This window comes from Enterococcus sp. DIV1421a, assembly GCF_051711025.1.
GTDB lineage: Bacteria > Bacillota > Bacilli > Lactobacillales > Enterococcaceae > Enterococcus_B > Enterococcus_B hirae.
Genome location: NZ_JBIOLU010000001.1, coordinates 2,372,369 through 2,388,068, shown reverse-complemented (window position 1 = coordinate 2,388,068; position 15,700 = coordinate 2,372,369). Strand labels below are relative to the sequence as shown.

Sequence of the window (15,700 nt, the reverse complement as noted above, 5' to 3'; positions counted from 1 at the left end):
TTATGACTTTGTTGAAAGCGCTACAAAACGGATCTGATATTCGAGGGATTGCCATGACGACGGAAACACATTCAGCTAATTTGACACCAGCTGAAATCCAAAAAATAAGTTGTGGCTTGGTTAATTGGTTAAAAAGGGATCATCCACGCAAATATCAAGAAGGTAAATTAACGGTAGGAGTGGGGCGGGATAGTCGAATCAGTGGTCCAACGTTAGAAAAAGCGCTGATTGACGGATTAATCGAACAAGGCATAAATGTTCTTGATTTTGAGTTAGCTACGACACCGGCGATGTTTATGGCTACTCAGTTTTCTCAATTCCAGTGTGATGCAAGTGTGATGCTAACAGCTAGTCATTTGCCGTTTTACTTTAACGGCATGAAGTTTTTTACAGCTAATGGCGGCGCAGAAAAAGAAGATATCGCATTTATTTTATCAGAAACAACACCAAATAAAACCAATCATAAGGGGACAGTCCAAAAAGCTGATCTGTTAACACCTTATGCAGAAGACTTAGTTCAAAAAATCAAAAATGGTATTAGAAAGAAAGGAATGTCTGACACAAAACCGTTAGCTGGCTGGCGGATCATCGTAGATGCAGGAAATGGCTCCGGTGGTTTTTTTGCTGAAAAAGTACTACAACGATTAGGGGCAGATACGACAGGTTCGCAATTTTTAGAGCCAGATGGTCATTTTCCAAACCATATCCCGAATCCAGATAATGCTGAAGCCATGGCAAGTATCAAGCAAGCTGTTTTAGAAAGTCAAGCCGATTTAGGAGTGATCTTTGATACGGATGTTGATCGTTCGGCAGTAGTCAGTGCAAGTGGTCAAGTGATCAATCGTAACAATTTGATCGCCTTATTAAGTACGATCGTGTTAAAAGAATACCCTGGAGCGACGATCGTAACTAATTCACCAACGTCTAATCACCTAGAAATGTTTATTGAAGAAAAAGGTGGCAAACAAGATCGTTACATTTCAGGTTATCGTAATGTCATTAATCGTGCAATTGCATGCAATAAAGAAGGAATCAATGTTCCATTAGCGATTGAAACAAGTGGGCATGCAGCATTCAAGGAAAATTATTTTTTAGATGATGGTGCCTATGTCATTGCAAAAATTTTGATGCTTTTGCCAGAACTAAAACAAACAGAACAAACGTTGGAAGAGATTATCCACGACTTAAAACAGCCACAAGAAGTACAAGAAATTAGGTTAAGGCTTAGTGGAGAGGATCCGAAAAAACAAGGGGCAACAATTATTCAAGGGCTAGCGAACGAATTGAACGAAGAGGGACTGGTATTTCATCCGGAAAATGAAGAAGGAATTCGTTACGATCTAAAAGAACCATATGGGAATGGCTGGTTTTTATTACGAGCAAGTTTGCATGAGCCATTACTGGTGCTCCAGATCGAAAATGATGAAGTTGGAAAAAATCAACACGTTTTACAGCTACTTGCGGAACATTTAAAGAAATACTCAAATGTTGAACCACTGATAGTGGATACTAAGGAAGCGAAGGGAAATGAAAAGTAAAAATGGTTGCGAACATAGTAATTTTTTTGACTATATTAGTTTATGGTGTTAATTTTTTAGTTTTTCTTTATCTTAGAATCAATCATATCAAAAATTGTGTAGAGAAATTAGCTATTTATTTGGGAACAAATATGACTTTATTATTTACGAGTGGTATTTTTCTCTTTTTTGGAAAAATCATTGAAGATGGCATCCTTGTTTTTGAATAAGTAACTTTCATGAGAAAATAAACTAAATGCTCATGTTAATCAAGAAGTCCTCAATCGTTGCAGTATGAATCTAGGAGCAGAATTTTTGAACAAATTGCTAGATATGCTTACACTGGTAATAGACGAAGTGTCATATCGAAAGGAGCAGTACAATGAAAAAATTATACGAAACAGCGATGATTAATCATGGCGGACGAGAAGGCGAAGTAGCAGCACCAAATGGTTCGATGCAAATGAAGATCACTCCTCCAGGCATCCATGCTGAAGGAACAAATCCGGAACAACTATTTGCTGCGGGCTATGCCTCATGTTTCAATGGTGCACTGCAACATATGATCAAAGAAGCAAATTTGTCCGTAGATTCCACAGTTAAAGCACGAGTTTCCCTTTATACCCTTGATGAAGGTGGTTATAAAATCGGTGTGGTCTTAGAAGTACATGTTGACGATGTGAGCGAAGAACAAGCCAAGCAATTAGCGGAAGATGCCCATGATTACTGCCCTTATTCAAAAGCGACAAGAGGAAATATTGATGTTGAGGTAGTGACAGTTTAAACGATTTTTCTATCTAAGGAAGAAGTAAGTACCTTTAGATAACTACTTTTTTTATAAAAAACAGGACCGGTAGAATTTTCTATCGGTCCTAAAAATGATGTTGACGGTCTCAAACTATTCTTAGCTTATAAATGTCAATAGAAGCTAAAAAATGATCGACCAGCAAGCATTTCTACTGTCTTTAGTAGGAAAGTAATAGCTTGCTGGTCGATCATTCTTATTTTTATTCTGTTGAGTGGTAAGGACCCAAAGGATGTTGGACACAACTACTTTTGCATGTTTTATTTTTTACTTGGCGGTGTTCCATACATTTTTGGTGTAACCCGTTGTAATTTTGGTTTACCACCTTCAATTTTTGGTTCTGCTAACCATTGGTATTCGCCTTCACCATCTAAGGCTTCACCACTTGCCCAAGAACCTTTGCTGCTTTCATCACCTTCTGAGAAATTATAAAAGTCATAGGCGATATCTTTTCGTTCGTTTTCACGATTGAACGTACTTGGTACAAGAATGGATCCTTCGTTTTCTTCCAATTCTTTCACGGCACTTGCCCATAAGTTTTGATGATAACTATCTCTTGCAAGCAAGACTGCCAGTAAATCTTTGACACCACGGTCATCGATCATTTCATAGATACGAGCGACTTGTAACCGTCCTTGAGATTCAGCATTTAGATTGGCACGGAAATCAGCTAACAAGTTTCCACTTGCAACGATATAACCGCCGCTCCAAGGATTGCCAACACTATCAGCAGGGCGTGGTCCTAAGCCAGCGACAATTGCATGCTGAGGATTCATACCAGAGATGATTGCACCGATCGTAGGATCTTTCTTCATTGCTTCTTCTTGGTCTTCAACTGGCGCATCTTCTAATAAGCGTGCGACCATCGTTGCTAACATTTCGACATGTCCAAGTTCCTCTGTTGCGATATCCATTAACATGTCTTTATATTTTTCTTCTCCTCGGCAGCTCCAACCTTGAAACAAGTATTGCATTGCCACACTCATTTCTCCGTATTGTCCACCGATAAGCTCTTGTAAATATTTTGCGATTAACGGATTCGGACGATCTGGTTTTGCTTCAAACTGTAATTCCTTTTGGTGTCTGAACATCAAAAATTCCTCCTAATCTTTTATTAATACATTTACATTCTGCGCTTTAAAATGAGAAAACACAAAGGAAATGCTTAGAAAAAATATAGTGGTAGATTTAATCTGATATATGAGTAGACGCGCCTAATAAATTGTTATTTTCTGATTAAAATGATATCGTTATATTAAAATGTTATCGGTTGCAAATGACAAAAGATAACCTTTTTATTAAAAAACGGAGGGATAAAATGAAAAAGTTGTTAGTTACTGGGGTGCTGGCAAGTACAGCATTATTTTTGTTGGGAGGCTGTGGTTCAAGTAGTGCAAAGTCAAACGCAGCTAGTTCATCTGAAAAAACAAGTGACGGGAAGAAAACTATTGATTTCTGGTCATTTTGGGGATCAGGAGCACGTAAAGAAGTGATCGAAGAGATCATTGACGATTACAATCAATCACAAGATCAGATCCAGGTTAATTATAAATACCAACCGTGGGGGGATATTTGGACCAAATCATTGTCAGCGATTACAGCGGGGAATGCACCAGACGTGATTGTTCAAGATATCAATTCAGTTGCTCAAAGAGCTGAAGCGCAACAGGCCACAAACTTATCTAAATATGTAGATGAAGAGACCTCAAAAGATTTTTATCCACAATTGTGGGATACAGTGGAGTACAAAGGTGATCCATATGCGATTCCGTTCAACACAGATACTCAAGTTATTTTTTATAATAAAAAATTATTTAAAGAAGCAGGAATCGCTGAAAAAGATTTACCAACTACATGGGATGAATTAGAAAAAACCGCCCATCAATTGGATAAAAAAGACAAGAAAGAATTCACACGAATTGGATTTTATCCTTTATGGAATTTAGGGGCAGATGTCTGGGCATTAAATGCAGATAATGGGACAAGCTGGTTTGATCAAGACGACAAAATCAAAATCGATACGAAGAATAAAGTTGAAGCATTAGAGTGGATCCAAGATTGGCAAGACTATTATGGGAAAGATACGATCAATAAATTAGAGGCAGAATTTGGCTCAGGTGTTTCTGATCCATTCATCTCAGGTTTAGTCGCAATGCGTGCCCAAAATATCAATTATTATTCGAGCTTGATGGAAAATGCTCCAGAAGATTTTGATTTTGGTGTCATTCCGCTTCCAGAAAAAGAAAAAGGTTCTGGTCATTGGTCATGGGGCGGCGGCTTTGTACTCGAAGTACCTTATGGGGCGAAAGATCCAGAAGCTTCTTATGACTTTATCAAGTATCTTTCTTCACCAGAAGTTCAAGAAAAATTTGGCGAAAAGAGTTTTGATATCATGGCAAGTAAAACAGCCAATGAGAACTTAGTGAAGAATGAACAGCTAAGTGACAAGGGACGAATGATCTATCAAATGGCTGATGAGAATTTCAAAAATACGGTCATTACACCTGTTCCATTAGCGGCACCAGATTATACGACACTAGTGAATGAGCAAATCGATCAAATTCTTTTAGGAACAAAAACACCAAAAGAAGGTTTAGCTGATGCTCAAAAAGCGGTGGAGAATTTAGTAAAACAAAATAACTAATCAACTGTTGACTAATTGAAAGAAAAAAGGAGGCAAGAAAATGAAGCGTTTATCGATCCGAAAGAAAAAAGAGGCAAGATGGGCCTATTTATTTATCTCGCCTTTTATTATTGGCTTTGTCGTCTTTATGTTAGGGCCCATGCTTTTTTCTGTTATCGGAAGTTTCACTGATTATAATTTGACTTCTAAAATGAATTTCATTGGATTAGCTAATTTTAGACGGATGTTTCTACACGATGATCTTTTTTGGAAATCATTATACAATACAGTGTATTTCGTCCTATTCAATGTTCCTTTAACCACAATGTTTAGCGTATTTCTAGCAACGATTTTAAATCAAAAGATCAGAGGAATTAGTATTTTCCGAACGATGTTTTATTTACCCGCAGTCCTATCTGGTGTTGCTGTTTATATTTTATGGATGCAGCTGCTCTCACCTTCTGCCGGGTTGATCAATACGTTTCTAGGTTGGTTCAATATTTCTGGACCAGCCTGGTTGTTTGATCCTAACTGGACAAAGCCAGCTTTGATTTTAATGAAAATCTGGAGTTCTGGCGGAGCAATGCTGCTTTATTTAGCGACTTTGCAAAACGTTCCACGCTCTTTATATGAATCAGCAGCGATCGATGGCGCTGGCGTATGGGGGAAATTTAAAAATATCACGTTGCCGTTGATCACACCAATTATCTTTTATGATGTGATTACTTCAACGATCGGCTCTTTTCAAATTTTCCAAGAGGCTTATGTGATGACTAAAAATGGGACAGGAGGACCAGCTAACTCTTTACTATTTTATAATCTTCACATGTGGAATAAAGCTTTTGTTGCATTTGATATGGGGTATGCGATGGCGATGTCAATGATCCTATTTTTAATTGTGTTAGTGTTGACTTTTATTAATTTGAAACTGGCACCTAGATGGGTCTATTACTCTGGAGGTGATGGCAAATGATGGAATATTTCAAAAGAACAAGTGTTAATCGTCAAACCAAAAAAATCATTAGTTATCTCCTCATGACTGCTATCGGGATCGTATTGATCACACCATTATTGTGGATGGTATTTACTTCTTTAAAACCAATGGAAGAGATCGTACGTTATCCTCCAACCTTTTTTCCAGAAAAAATTGTTTGGCAAAACTATCTGGATACCATTACTGCTTTCCCATTCTGGCGTTATGCAAGGAATACTTTATTGATCACAGTCTTAGTGGTATTCGGCAATGTTCTCTCGAATTCTTTCATTGCTTATGGGTTTGCGAAATTAGATTTTCCAGGAAAAAAGCTAATGTTTGCTTTAGTCCTTTCTACAATGATGATTCCAGGTTTTGTGACCATGATCCCCCAATATGTTCTATTCTCAAAAATAGGCTGGGTAGGAACTTATTTACCATTGATCGTTCCATCATTTTTCGGCAATGCATTTAATATATTTTTGATGCGTCAATTTTATTTATCCATCAATGATGAATTAATTGAAGCGGCAGAAATCGATGGAGCAAATCATTTCTATATTTGGAGCCGTCTGATGCTGCCGCTGACTAAACCAGCGTTAATCACGATTGCGATCAATTCATTCAATGCGGCTTGGAACGATTTTTTAGGGCCGTTATTATACATCCAAGATCAAGAGAAGTATACTTTACAGATTGGGTTGCAAGTTTTCCAAAATCAGGCGACGACTCAATGGAATTATTTGATGGCAGGAGCCACACTTGTTTTGATCCCAACGATTTTGATGTTCTTCTTTGCGCAACGTTACTTTATTGAAGGAATGGATTTGACAGGAGGGTCAAAAGGCTAAATGAATAAAATTCATAGTGAAAAAATCAATCAGCATTTTTTGACAGTCATTGAATGGATTCCGTCATTGCTTATTTTGCAATTCTTATGGCTATTAACTAGCTTACCGCTGTTGACAATCGGCAGTGCTAGTCGTACGGTTATGTCTACCATTTATCACTACCACAAAAACGAAGAGAAAAAGATCCATACGTTGTTTTGGCAAGAACTTCGTCATAATTTTTTGACCTATCGTAAGCAAGACCTCATAGTAAGTTTCTATTTATTGCTTTTACTAATTGATAGTCGTATTTTTCTTTACTGGGGCGGAGCATGGGGATTGATATTGATGTATGCTTCGTTAAGTATCCTTTTTTTAAGTATCGTGATGGTTAGCTACCGTATGTTGCTCCAAATAGAGAGCGCAAACGAAGTCCCTCTTTTTACTGCTTCTATTTTATTTTTTTATCAATGGAAAAACGCTCTCTTACATTTAGGGGGAACCCTGCTACTACTGCTTTTTTTATTCTTCCTGGGACCTATTTATGTGGTTTTAGTCGGAGGAAGTTCATTGCTTTATTTACAAACTTTTTTGTTTTTTGGACGGAAAGAAATAAAGAGCCCTTCAAAAGTTTAAGAATAGTCAAAATATTTGCGATGAAAGAATCAACTACCTGACTAAATATTGAGGAATAAACCCATCGTTTCAGATATAAGGGGTACGAAGAGAGAAATAGTTGAAAATATGGTTACTTGTCACGTTCGGCCTTCTTTGTTATGGTTATAGCAAGAAAGAAGTAGGAGGACAACAAGATGGCAAAAATTATGGTTGTAGAAGATGAAGAAATCATCCGCCAACTCATCATGGAAGAACTGGAAAAGTGGCAGTTTGAAACGTTCGGTACCTCTGATTTTAATCAAGTATTTGCAGACTTTGAAAAAGAAGAACCTCAACTTGTTTTATTAGATATCAATCTTCCGGTCTTTGATGGCTACTACTGGTGTCAAAAAATTCGAGAAGTCTCCAAAGTGCCGATTATTTTCATCTCCAGTCGAAATACCAATATGGATATGATCATGGCGATGAATATGGGCGCAGATGATTTTGTCACCAAGCCTTTTCAAATTGATGTGCTGATTGCCAAAATCAATGCTTTATTGCGACGTTCATACAATTATGGGGAACTGTCGAGTGAAGTCATGAGTCATAACGGGATCACGTTGAATGTTGATAATGGGAGTATGGAAATCAACGGTGAAATCATCGATTTAAGTAAGAACGAATATCGATTACTATTTATCTTGATGAAGCAACATGGGAAAATCCTTAGCAGAGAAAAGTTATTGAGAGCATTATGGGATGATGAGCGGTTTGTTGATGACAATACATTGACAGTCAATATCAATCGTTTACGTCGGAAAATCGAACAAGCAGGGATCAAAGGATATATCGAAACAAAAGTCGGGCAGGGCTATATTGTTCCCTGAAAGGATGAAAATAAATAATGAATTTCTTTAAATACTTAAAGGATCAATGGTCGTTGCTCTTAGGCTGGCTCTTTTTTGTCTTGCTAACGATTTTTGTCATGTGGTTAGCACCTAATATTTTAGTCGACTGGACGATGGTTGGCTATCTGGCACTTATTCAAGCCGTATTTTTGTTTTTTTATTTACTTGTCCGTTATTTAAGCAAACGTCATTGGTGGGAAAAACTTGCCGATCTCAAACAAATATCTCCGCTGCAAAGTTATTTGAGTGGCGGTCATACAGAAGAAGAAAAATTAGTCGAAGATTATATCAATCAATTGATCCATGAGCACCAAGAAGTTATGCAAGAGGCGATTAGTAACCAACAGGATCAAAAAGATTACATTGATTCGTGGGTCCATGAAATCAAGGTGCCTTTAGCAGCCTCTGAACTCTTGGTGCGTTCGATTGAATTTGATATTGATGATCAAAAATATACCCTACTAGAAAACGAACTAGCCAAAATCGATGAATATGTAGAACAAGTTCTTTATTATGCACGGTTGGATAGTTTTTCGAGAGATTATTTAATCCAAGAGTATGAATTAAAAAGCATCATTCAGCCAGTGATACGCAGTCAGGCGAATTACTTTATTCAAAAAAATCTTCGGTATGAGATTATTGGAGAAGATCAAAGAGTTTTAACAGATGCCAAGTGGGTAGCTTTTATATTCAAACAAATTTTGAGCAATGCGATTAAATATACACCTGACCATCGAGAAATCATTATTTCGATCGAAAAGAACCAACAAGGGATCTCTTTAGCCATCAAAGACTCGGGCATCGGTATTCCTAAAGAAGACTTGTCGCGGATTTTTGACAAAGGATTCACAGGTTCTAATGGACGATTGAGTAAAACACATTCTACTGGTTTAGGGCTTTATTTGGCTAAATCCTTAGCTGAAAAACTTGGGATCCAACTACTTGCTGAATCAATTGTAGGAGAGGGAACAACGATGACCCTGTTTTTCCCAATCTTAAATTTCTATAATGAGAAACGTTAGAAAATAGTTAGAATCGAAAAAAACTTCTTGTGTTGTGAACGTTTTCGCTGATAAGTTTCATATCATGTGAAATAAAAGGAGATTAGTTATGGAAATTTTAATAGCATTAATCCCTATGGTAGCATGGGGAAGTATTGGTTTAGTAAGCGGGAAAATTGGTGGCGATGCCAATCAACAGACATTAGGGATGACGATTGGTGCATTTATCTTTTCATTAGTTGTCTTTTTCATCGTTAGCCCAACAATCACACCATGGATTTTCTTGATTGGATTCCTCTCTGGGTTAGCTTGGAGTGTTGGTCAAAACGGACAGTTCCATGGAATGAAATTTATGGGCGTTTCTGTTGGTTTGCCTTTATCGACTGGTTTTCAATTAATTTTGAATACGATTGCGGGAGCCGTTTTCTTTCATGAATGGACACAAACGAAAGATTATGTATACGGTATCCTAGCTTTAGTACTTCTTGTTAGCGGTGCCTATTTAACAGCACGCCAAGATGATGAAGGAAAAGTTGATACTGACAATAAAATGCTTGATTTTGGTAAAGGGTTTAGAGCATTGATCTATTCAACGATTGGTTATGGTGTTTATACGATCATTGTGAACTGGGCTAACTTGGATGCGATGTCAATCATCTTACCTCAAAGTATCGGAATGATCTTAGGTGCAAGTTTCTTTGCCTTTCGTAAAGTGAAAGTGGATCAATTTGTTTGGAAGAACATGATTTGTGGTTTGCTATGGGGAATTGGGAACGTGTGCATGCTCTTAACTGTTAAATCACTTGGTTTAGCTGTTGGATTTTCATTATCACAGATGGGGATTATCATCTCAACTTTAGGTGGTATTTTCATTTTGGGAGAAAAGAAAACGAAAAAAGAACTTGTTTACGTTATTGTCGGTTGCCTTTTAGTCATTTTAGGTGGTATCATTTTAGGGTATATGAAAACGGCTTAATGGCCGTTTTCCAACCTAAAATAGGGAGGTACTGCCATGGATTTGTTTCGTAAGAAAGAAATCAATCTCAACCACACAAGTGGGATGAAGAAAGATCTGAAAACGTCCGATTTAATTATGCTTGGAATTGGCGCAATTATCGGCACAGGAATATTTGTAGTGACAGGGGTTGCGGCCAATCAAAATGCGGGTCCAGCACTGTCACTTTCATTCGTTTTAGCTGCAATCGTTGTCATTTTATCGGGGTTAAGCTTTGCTGAGTTTGCCTCACGTGTGCCAGTCATTGGTGGCCCGTATGCGTATCTTTATGTTGTTTTTGGTGAATTTGCCGCCTGGTTAACAGGTTGGTTGTTGATTGGCGAATTTCTATTAGCAGTTTCGTCGGTTGCTTCCGGCTGGTCTGGTTATGTTCAAGGGTTCTTGGAAGGATTTGGAGTCCATTTACCACAAGCCTTGACCAGTGGTTATAATCCTGACAATGGCACCTATGTCGATTTGATCGCAGTGTTCGTTGTCATATTTGTGACATACATCGTTTCTTTAGAAGCCAAAAAAGCATTAAGATTGAATAATATCATGGTTTTTGTGAAATTCGGTATTATTGCATTATTTATCGTTGTAGGGATTTTCTTTGTAAAACCTGAAAACTGGCAACCATTTACACCATTTGGTTTTTCAGGCGTTTTAGATGGAGCAGCTCTAGTCTTCTTCGCTTTCTTGGGATTTGATTCAGTTGCAATGGCAGCCGAAGAAGTGAAAGAGCCACAAAAGGACGTTCCTCGAGGGATCATTGGTTCGATCTTGATTGCCACAGCTTTATACATCGTAGTTACCTTGATTTTAACGGGGATTGTTCCGTTTACTGAATTAGGGGTCAGTGACCCAGTTGCCTTTGCGATGCGTTACGTTGGTCATGGAACAATCGGAGCTGTGATTGCAGTCGGTGCCATTTTGACGCTCTTGACCGTAACGATTTCTATGATGTATTCGCTAGCTCGGTTATTGTTTGCTGTAAGTAAAGACGGTCTTTTACCTAAATTTATGACAGAGATCGATGAAAAGCATCGGACGCCTAGAAAGGCGACTTTTGTAGCTGGGGTAGCGGCTTTATTTTTCGCTGGTTTCTTCCCATTGAATATTCTCGCTGAACTAACAAACATCATGGCGTTGACCTATTTGATGTTAGTCAGCTTAGGATTACTTAAACTAAGAAAAATGTTTGGTAAACCAAAAGCCGGTGAATTTAAAGTGCCATTTGTACCGATATTACCGATCATATCTATCGGTACATGCTTGGTATTGATGCTTCGTTTACAACCAGTCACATGGATCGTCTTCGGTATCGTGATGGCGATTGGATTAGTGATTTACTTTGGTTATGGGTACCAACATAGTAAAATGAATCAACAAAATTGATGATTCGTGCTTTTCAAACGACCTAGGTTTAGAACCTATAGCGTAATTTGATAAGACGAGTGTAAGACATCTTGAGTCCTTCGATGAATTGGTTAGCCAAATTCATTTTGAAGGATTTCGAGGTGTCTTTTCTATCCTTTTAAAGCATAAAAAAGATGTTGGCGAATTTCACCAACATCAAAAAGTATAGAGCCTTTTTTGATTGATCCATGCAAAATAGTCTTATTGTGTTAAATCGAGTAATTTTTGTTTCAAGTCGTCTTCCATATGACCAAGTTCGACTTCTGCATGACGACGTTTTTCTTTTCCTTCTTTTTGGATGCGTAATGTTTCTTGGATCGTTTCGATCAAATCATTTTGAGTTGTTTGTAAGGTTTCAATATCAACGATCCCACGTTCATTTTCTTTTGCTGTTTCAATAGCAGAGATTTTCAACATTTCTGAATTTTTCTTCAAAAGGTCATTAGTTGTCTCAGAAACTTGACGTTGGGCGGTTACCGCATCTTTTTGGCGAAGTAACGTCAAGGCGATCACTACTTGGTTTTTCCATAGAGGGATCGCTGTTGCGATTGATGCTTGGATTTTTTCTGCTAACGCTTGGTTAGTATTTTGGATTAAACGGATCTGTGGTGCTTGCTGGATAGTGATCTGTCTTGCCAAACGTAAATCATGTGTTCGTTTGTCCAAACGATCTAGAAATTGAGTATAATCATTTGCAATTTGAACATCCATTTGATCGCCTGTTTCTTCGGCTTTTTTCATTGCTTTAGGAATGATCGTTGTTTGAAGTTCTTCCATTTTCAATTCGCCAGCTGCGATATAAATATTCAGTGCATCAAAATAATCTTTGTTTTTTTGATAGAGTTGTTCGAGCATCAAATTATCTTTTAAAAGCCCGTCTTTTTCTTTTTCTAGTTTAACAGAGATTTTATCGATTTGGGCACCGATCTTTTGATATTTTGCAGTCACTTCATAGATCGATTGTTTTACTTTGCCAAACATCCGTTGGAAAATATTGCCTTCGCCAGCTCGCAATTCATCAGGATTTGCTTCTTGCAGACGATACATCAATTCAGTCAATGAATCTCCGACAGGACCAATATCTTGTGCCTGTACATGATTTAACATGGATTGTGAAAATTCACTTAACTTCGTTTGTGCAGCAGAACCGTAGCTGATCACCGACTGTGCATCTGAAACATCGATTTTAGCTGCTAGCTCTTTGGCTTGCTCTTGTCGTTCAGCAGGTAGTTTATCAATCAAGCGTGCAGCGGTTTGTTGTTCTTGCAAAGCATTGATTTCTGACTGTTGTGTTTGGGTTAATTTATCTGTTGGGGTAGAGAACGGATTATTTAACAAATCATCTAACGTGTCATTTACAGGTGTTACCTCTTTAGGTTTATTATCCATTTAAAACTCCTCCTCGTGGTTCAATGTGATGCGATAGGTTCAATGTTATCATTTTTGTAAAAAAACAGTTGTTCATCTTATTCATCTATTATAAAGGATAAACAAAAGAAAGGATAAGCAAAAGGAGTGTCTAAGAAACAAAACACTCCTTTATGATTCTATTAACCGATCATTGAGATTGATTGTTATCATCAGATAGATTCTCTCGTTTTAAGCTTTGTTTCGCAACTGATATTTCTACATCTAGATCATCTAAATCTTCAGAGACAAATTGTTGATAGTCTTGAGCGATCAGATGTGCTAGTTGATCAATGATTTGTGAACTTTCTTCTAACTTTTCATAAGTCTGTTTGTTTTTGATTTCATGGTCGTTGATCTCAATATATTTATTGGTCAAATCGACTAAGTTTGGTAAGTGAGTATAAAGAAATTGACTTGCTTCGTGTAATCGGTTGGGCTCTTTCACCAATGCTTTGAAGAGTGCTTTGGCCGCCTTCACTGTATCGTGACGAAGATCGACAGCTTTTAGTTTGGCTGTTTGTTGCATGTTTTGTTGCAATTGTTCAATTTCGACTTTCGTTTGATTCATTGTCTGTCTAAAGAAAGTAATCTCACTAGGTGTCATCCCGCTTTTTGTATAATGTGATTCAAGTTCATCAGATAAATCGGGCATTTCATTTTTTGCTGATTTTTTCTTGCCAGAGCCAAAGATTCCCCAAATCACTAAAGCTGCGCCGATAATCAAAATGACTGTTACTAAAGAAAAGTGACCTTGACGAATCAAAAGAAACACCAACAATAGACCTAAGATCCATCGCCAATTTAATTTTCGCATAATAAGCCCTCCATATATATTCCATCCATTTTAAGTAATGAAGCGTTGTTCTCATTTCCACCCTTATTTTAGCACACTCAACCTAAGAAAGAGTATGGGACTAAAGGAGGATTTTGTAGATTTAGAGAATTTCTAAGGTTTAGTTATGGTAAACTAAAAGAAAACTCTAGAAAAATTGAAAAGTAAACGAAAAGCGGGTATTATTACAAAGAAAGTGGGAGAAAGATGCTTGAATATGAGCAATTTGAAGAAAAAACGATCGAACGAAAAGAAATCTATCACGGAGCAATCATCGATGTTGCAGTAGATGACGTCCGCCTGCCAGATGGGAAACTTGCCAAACGTGAATTAGTGTTTCATCCGGGTGGTGTAGGGATCATCGCATTTGATGATCAGGATCGTTTATTATTAGTGAAACAGTTTCGGAAACCATTAGAAAAAGTGATTTTGGAGATCCCTGCTGGGAAAATCGATCCAGAAGAAAGCCAAACACCGGAACGTACCGCTGCAAGAGAACTGGAAGAAGAGACTGGGTATCGGGCAGGAAAGCTCAAACATGTTTCATCTATGTATCTTTCACCAGGATTTGCAAATGAGATCATGCATATTTATCATGCGATTGATTTACAGAAAGTAGAGAATCCGTTGGCTCAAGATGAAGATGAGGTGCTTGAATTATATGCACTGACTTTCGCAGAAGCTAAACAAGCAATAGATGATCAACTGATCTGTGATGCGAAAACCATGTATGCGATCCAATATTGGGAGCTATTGATTAAAGGAAAGTAGAGGGATCGGCTGATGGCCAAAGGACCGCTGATTACGAGAAGTGAATTACGTAAACGACAGCAGGCGCAAGCCCAAGAGTCATTAAAACGGCAAAGAAAAGAAGAGGCTGCTTATCAGCAAGAAGAAAAGAAAATTGCTAGTTTTTATCGAAAGGAACAAAAACGGAACAAACCTATCACAAAAACAAGAATCGGTGAACGTGAAAAAACGACGAAGTGGAATTCATTTTTGATGAAATCCTTGATTATTGTTATTCTATTATTGTGTGTCGTATTTTTTGCGGTCGCATTTATTTAGAAAGAAGGAAAAAGCTATGAAAATCGGTATTATCGGTGCAATGGAAGAAGAAATCAAAATTTTAAGAGAAAAGCTAAGTGAACCCTTGTCATGGGAACGAGCAGGAGCATTGTTCATTTCAGGCTCTTTAGGAAGACATGAAGTAATTGTGGTTCGTTCAGGGATCGGTAAAGTTTTGGCATCAGTCACTACTAGTTTATTGATCCAACAATATGGTGTAAATATGGTCATCAATACAGGTTCAGCGGGTGGTATCGGACAAGGGCTACAAGTAGGCGATATCGTAATCTCTGATAAAGTAGCTTATTTCGATGCAGATGCAACCGGATTTGGCTATAAGCCAGGACAAATACCAGGGATGCCGCTTTATTATGAAGCAAGTACGTATCTTCGCACAGAGATGGCAAGAGCAGCCAAAGCGATAGATCTGAATGTGAAAGAAGGCTTGATCGTTACTGGAGATACGTTTGTTGATTCTTCCGAAAAAGTAGAAGAGATTTTAACAAACTTTCCAGATGCGTTGGCTTGTGAAATGGAAGGAGCGGCTGTTGGACAAACGGCTCGTCAGTTCAATATTCCTTTCTTGATCGTTCGTGCGATGAGTGATACTGCTGATCATGCAGCGACACAAACCTTTGATGAGTTTATTGAAGATGCAGGGAAACGTTCTGCTGAGATGGTAATCGAATTTGTCAAACATCTTGTATAAGGAGCCCATTA

At 37.8% G+C, this 15,700-nt stretch carries 17 protein-coding genes; 14 read left to right on the top strand and 3 right to left on the bottom strand.

What is annotated here, in order from left to right; genetic code table 11:
* Positions 1-2: 2 nt before the first annotated feature.
* The 3 genes from IGK21_RS10835 to IGK21_RS10825 all read left to right on the top strand — a co-directional run bounded on the left by IGK21_RS10835 (position 3) and on the right by IGK21_RS10825 (position 2,301).
* Positions 3-1,538: a phosphoglucomutase gene (locus tag IGK21_RS10835; protein ID WP_034699900.1), complete on the top strand. Its 1,536-nt coding sequence runs from the start codon at positions 3-5 to the stop codon at positions 1,536-1,538.
* Between the two features lie 2 nt (positions 1,539-1,540).
* The gene (locus tag IGK21_RS10830; protein WP_034699898.1) at positions 1,541-1,747 is read left to right on the top strand and encodes a hypothetical protein; all 207 of its coding nucleotides are present in this window, start codon (positions 1,541-1,543) and stop codon (positions 1,745-1,747) included.
* A gap of 152 nt (positions 1,748-1,899) precedes the next feature.
* Entirely contained in the window at positions 1,900-2,301 is a 402-nt protein-coding gene (locus IGK21_RS10825) for an organic hydroperoxide resistance protein (protein WP_010720840.1), read from the top strand.
* A gap of 281 nt (positions 2,302-2,582) precedes the next feature.
* Here IGK21_RS10825 and IGK21_RS10820 read toward each other — a convergent pair whose 3' ends face one another.
* Positions 2,583-3,413: a manganese catalase family protein gene (locus IGK21_RS10820; protein ID WP_181915104.1), complete on the bottom strand. Its 831-nt coding sequence runs from the start codon at positions 3,411-3,413 to the stop codon at positions 2,583-2,585.
* 227 nt (positions 3,414-3,640) lie between these two features.
* Between IGK21_RS10820 and IGK21_RS10815 the strand changes: the two genes are divergently transcribed.
* From IGK21_RS10815 to IGK21_RS10780, 8 genes are all read left to right on the top strand, one after another.
* Positions 3,641-4,966, top strand: coding sequence for an ABC transporter substrate-binding protein (locus IGK21_RS10815; protein ID WP_034699896.1), 1,326 nt, complete (start codon positions 3,641-3,643; stop codon positions 4,964-4,966).
* Positions 4,967-5,006: 40 nt separating this feature from the next.
* The gene (locus tag IGK21_RS10810; RefSeq protein WP_010737122.1) at positions 5,007-5,918 is read left to right on the top strand and encodes a carbohydrate ABC transporter permease; all 912 of its coding nucleotides are present in this window, start codon (positions 5,007-5,009) and stop codon (positions 5,916-5,918) included.
* A complete protein-coding gene (locus tag IGK21_RS10805; protein ID WP_034699894.1) occupies positions 5,915-6,769 on the top strand; it encodes a carbohydrate ABC transporter permease in 855 nt (284 codons plus the stop codon). Before IGK21_RS10810 ends, IGK21_RS10805 begins: the two co-directional genes overlap by 4 nt.
* The gene (locus IGK21_RS10800; RefSeq protein WP_034699891.1) at positions 6,770-7,384 is read left to right on the top strand and encodes a DUF624 domain-containing protein; all 615 of its coding nucleotides are present in this window, start codon (positions 6,770-6,772) and stop codon (positions 7,382-7,384) included.
* Positions 7,385-7,560: 176 nt separating this feature from the next.
* Complete coding sequence (gene sapR, locus IGK21_RS10795; RefSeq protein WP_010720833.1) at positions 7,561-8,235, top strand: two-component system response regulator SapR; 675 nt, start codon at positions 7,561-7,563, stop codon at positions 8,233-8,235.
* A 17-nt stretch (positions 8,236-8,252) separates the two neighbouring features.
* Positions 8,253-9,278: a two-component system sensor histidine kinase SapS gene (gene sapS, locus IGK21_RS10790; RefSeq protein ID WP_181918621.1), complete on the top strand. Its 1,026-nt coding sequence runs from the start codon at positions 8,253-8,255 to the stop codon at positions 9,276-9,278.
* An 88-nt stretch (positions 9,279-9,366) separates the two neighbouring features.
* Positions 9,367-10,233, top strand: coding sequence for a GRP family sugar transporter (locus IGK21_RS10785; RefSeq protein WP_034699888.1), 867 nt, complete (start codon positions 9,367-9,369; stop codon positions 10,231-10,233).
* A gap of 36 nt (positions 10,234-10,269) precedes the next feature.
* Positions 10,270-11,649, top strand: coding sequence for an APC family permease (locus tag IGK21_RS10780; protein ID WP_010720830.1), 1,380 nt, complete (start codon positions 10,270-10,272; stop codon positions 11,647-11,649).
* Between the two features lie 222 nt (positions 11,650-11,871).
* Here IGK21_RS10780 and IGK21_RS10775 read toward each other — a convergent pair whose 3' ends face one another.
* Positions 11,872-13,059, bottom strand: a complete 1,188-nt coding sequence (locus IGK21_RS10775; RefSeq protein WP_010720829.1) for a toxic anion resistance protein — start codon at positions 13,057-13,059, stop codon at positions 11,872-11,874.
* A 169-nt stretch (positions 13,060-13,228) separates the two neighbouring features.
* On the bottom strand, positions 13,229-13,894 hold the full coding sequence (locus IGK21_RS10770) for a 5-bromo-4-chloroindolyl phosphate hydrolysis family protein (protein WP_010737126.1): 666 nt from the start codon (positions 13,892-13,894) through the stop codon (positions 13,229-13,231).
* Positions 13,895-14,119: 225 nt separating this feature from the next.
* Between IGK21_RS10770 and IGK21_RS10765 the strand changes: the two genes are divergently transcribed.
* Genes IGK21_RS10765 through IGK21_RS10755 form a run of 3 tightly spaced genes read left to right on the top strand, consistent with a single transcriptional unit; the run spans position 14,120 to position 15,689 of the window.
* Complete coding sequence (locus tag IGK21_RS10765; RefSeq protein WP_010720827.1) at positions 14,120-14,683, top strand: NUDIX hydrolase; 564 nt, start codon at positions 14,120-14,122, stop codon at positions 14,681-14,683.
* Positions 14,684-14,695: 12 nt separating this feature from the next.
* Entirely contained in the window at positions 14,696-14,980 is a 285-nt protein-coding gene (macP, locus tag IGK21_RS10760) for a cell wall synthase accessory phosphoprotein MacP (protein WP_010720826.1), read from the top strand.
* Positions 14,981-14,996: 16 nt separating this feature from the next.
* Positions 14,997-15,689 carry a 5'-methylthioadenosine/adenosylhomocysteine nucleosidase gene (locus IGK21_RS10755; RefSeq protein WP_010737128.1) on the top strand — a complete coding sequence of 231 codons (693 nt, stop codon included), beginning with the start codon at positions 14,997-14,999 and terminating at the stop codon, positions 15,687-15,689.
* Positions 15,690-15,700: the final 11 nt, after the last annotated feature.

Excerpts from the sequence above, each read along its gene's own strand:
- IGK21_RS10785 (WP_034699888.1), top strand. The coding sequence starts at position 9,367 with ATGGAAATTTTAATAGCATTAATCCCTATGGTAGCATGGGGAAGTATT.
- sapS (WP_181918621.1), top strand. The coding sequence starts at position 8,253 with ATGAATTTCTTTAAATACTTAAAGGATCAATGGTCGTTGCTCTTAGGC.
- IGK21_RS10825 (WP_010720840.1), top strand. The coding sequence starts at position 1,900 with ATGAAAAAATTATACGAAACAGCGATGATTAATCATGGCGGACGAGAA.
- IGK21_RS10810 (WP_010737122.1), top strand. The coding sequence starts at position 5,007 with ATGAAGCGTTTATCGATCCGAAAGAAAAAAGAGGCAAGATGGGCCTAT.
- IGK21_RS10755 (WP_010737128.1), top strand. The coding sequence starts at position 14,997 with ATGAAAATCGGTATTATCGGTGCAATGGAAGAAGAAATCAAAATTTTA.
- IGK21_RS10770 (WP_010737126.1), bottom strand. The coding sequence starts at position 13,894 with ATGCGAAAATTAAATTGGCGATGGATCTTAGGTCTATTGTTGGTGTTT.
- sapR (WP_010720833.1), top strand. The coding sequence starts at position 7,561 with ATGGCAAAAATTATGGTTGTAGAAGATGAAGAAATCATCCGCCAACTC.
- IGK21_RS10835 (WP_034699900.1), top strand. The coding sequence starts at position 3 with ATGACTTTGTTGAAAGCGCTACAAAACGGATCTGATATTCGAGGGATT.
- IGK21_RS10805 (WP_034699894.1), top strand. The coding sequence starts at position 5,915 with ATGATGGAATATTTCAAAAGAACAAGTGTTAATCGTCAAACCAAAAAA.
- IGK21_RS10765 (WP_010720827.1), top strand. The coding sequence starts at position 14,120 with ATGCTTGAATATGAGCAATTTGAAGAAAAAACGATCGAACGAAAAGAA.
- IGK21_RS10800 (WP_034699891.1), top strand. The coding sequence starts at position 6,770 with ATGAATAAAATTCATAGTGAAAAAATCAATCAGCATTTTTTGACAGTC.
- macP (WP_010720826.1), top strand. The coding sequence starts at position 14,696 with ATGGCCAAAGGACCGCTGATTACGAGAAGTGAATTACGTAAACGACAG.
- IGK21_RS10830 (WP_034699898.1), top strand. The coding sequence starts at position 1,541 with ATGGTTGCGAACATAGTAATTTTTTTGACTATATTAGTTTATGGTGTT.
- IGK21_RS10780 (WP_010720830.1), top strand. The coding sequence starts at position 10,270 with ATGGATTTGTTTCGTAAGAAAGAAATCAATCTCAACCACACAAGTGGG.
- IGK21_RS10815 (WP_034699896.1), top strand. The coding sequence starts at position 3,641 with ATGAAAAAGTTGTTAGTTACTGGGGTGCTGGCAAGTACAGCATTATTT.
- IGK21_RS10775 (WP_010720829.1), bottom strand. The coding sequence starts at position 13,059 with ATGGATAATAAACCTAAAGAGGTAACACCTGTAAATGACACGTTAGAT.
- IGK21_RS10820 (WP_181915104.1), bottom strand. The coding sequence starts at position 3,413 with ATGTTCAGACACCAAAAGGAATTACAGTTTGAAGCAAAACCAGATCGT.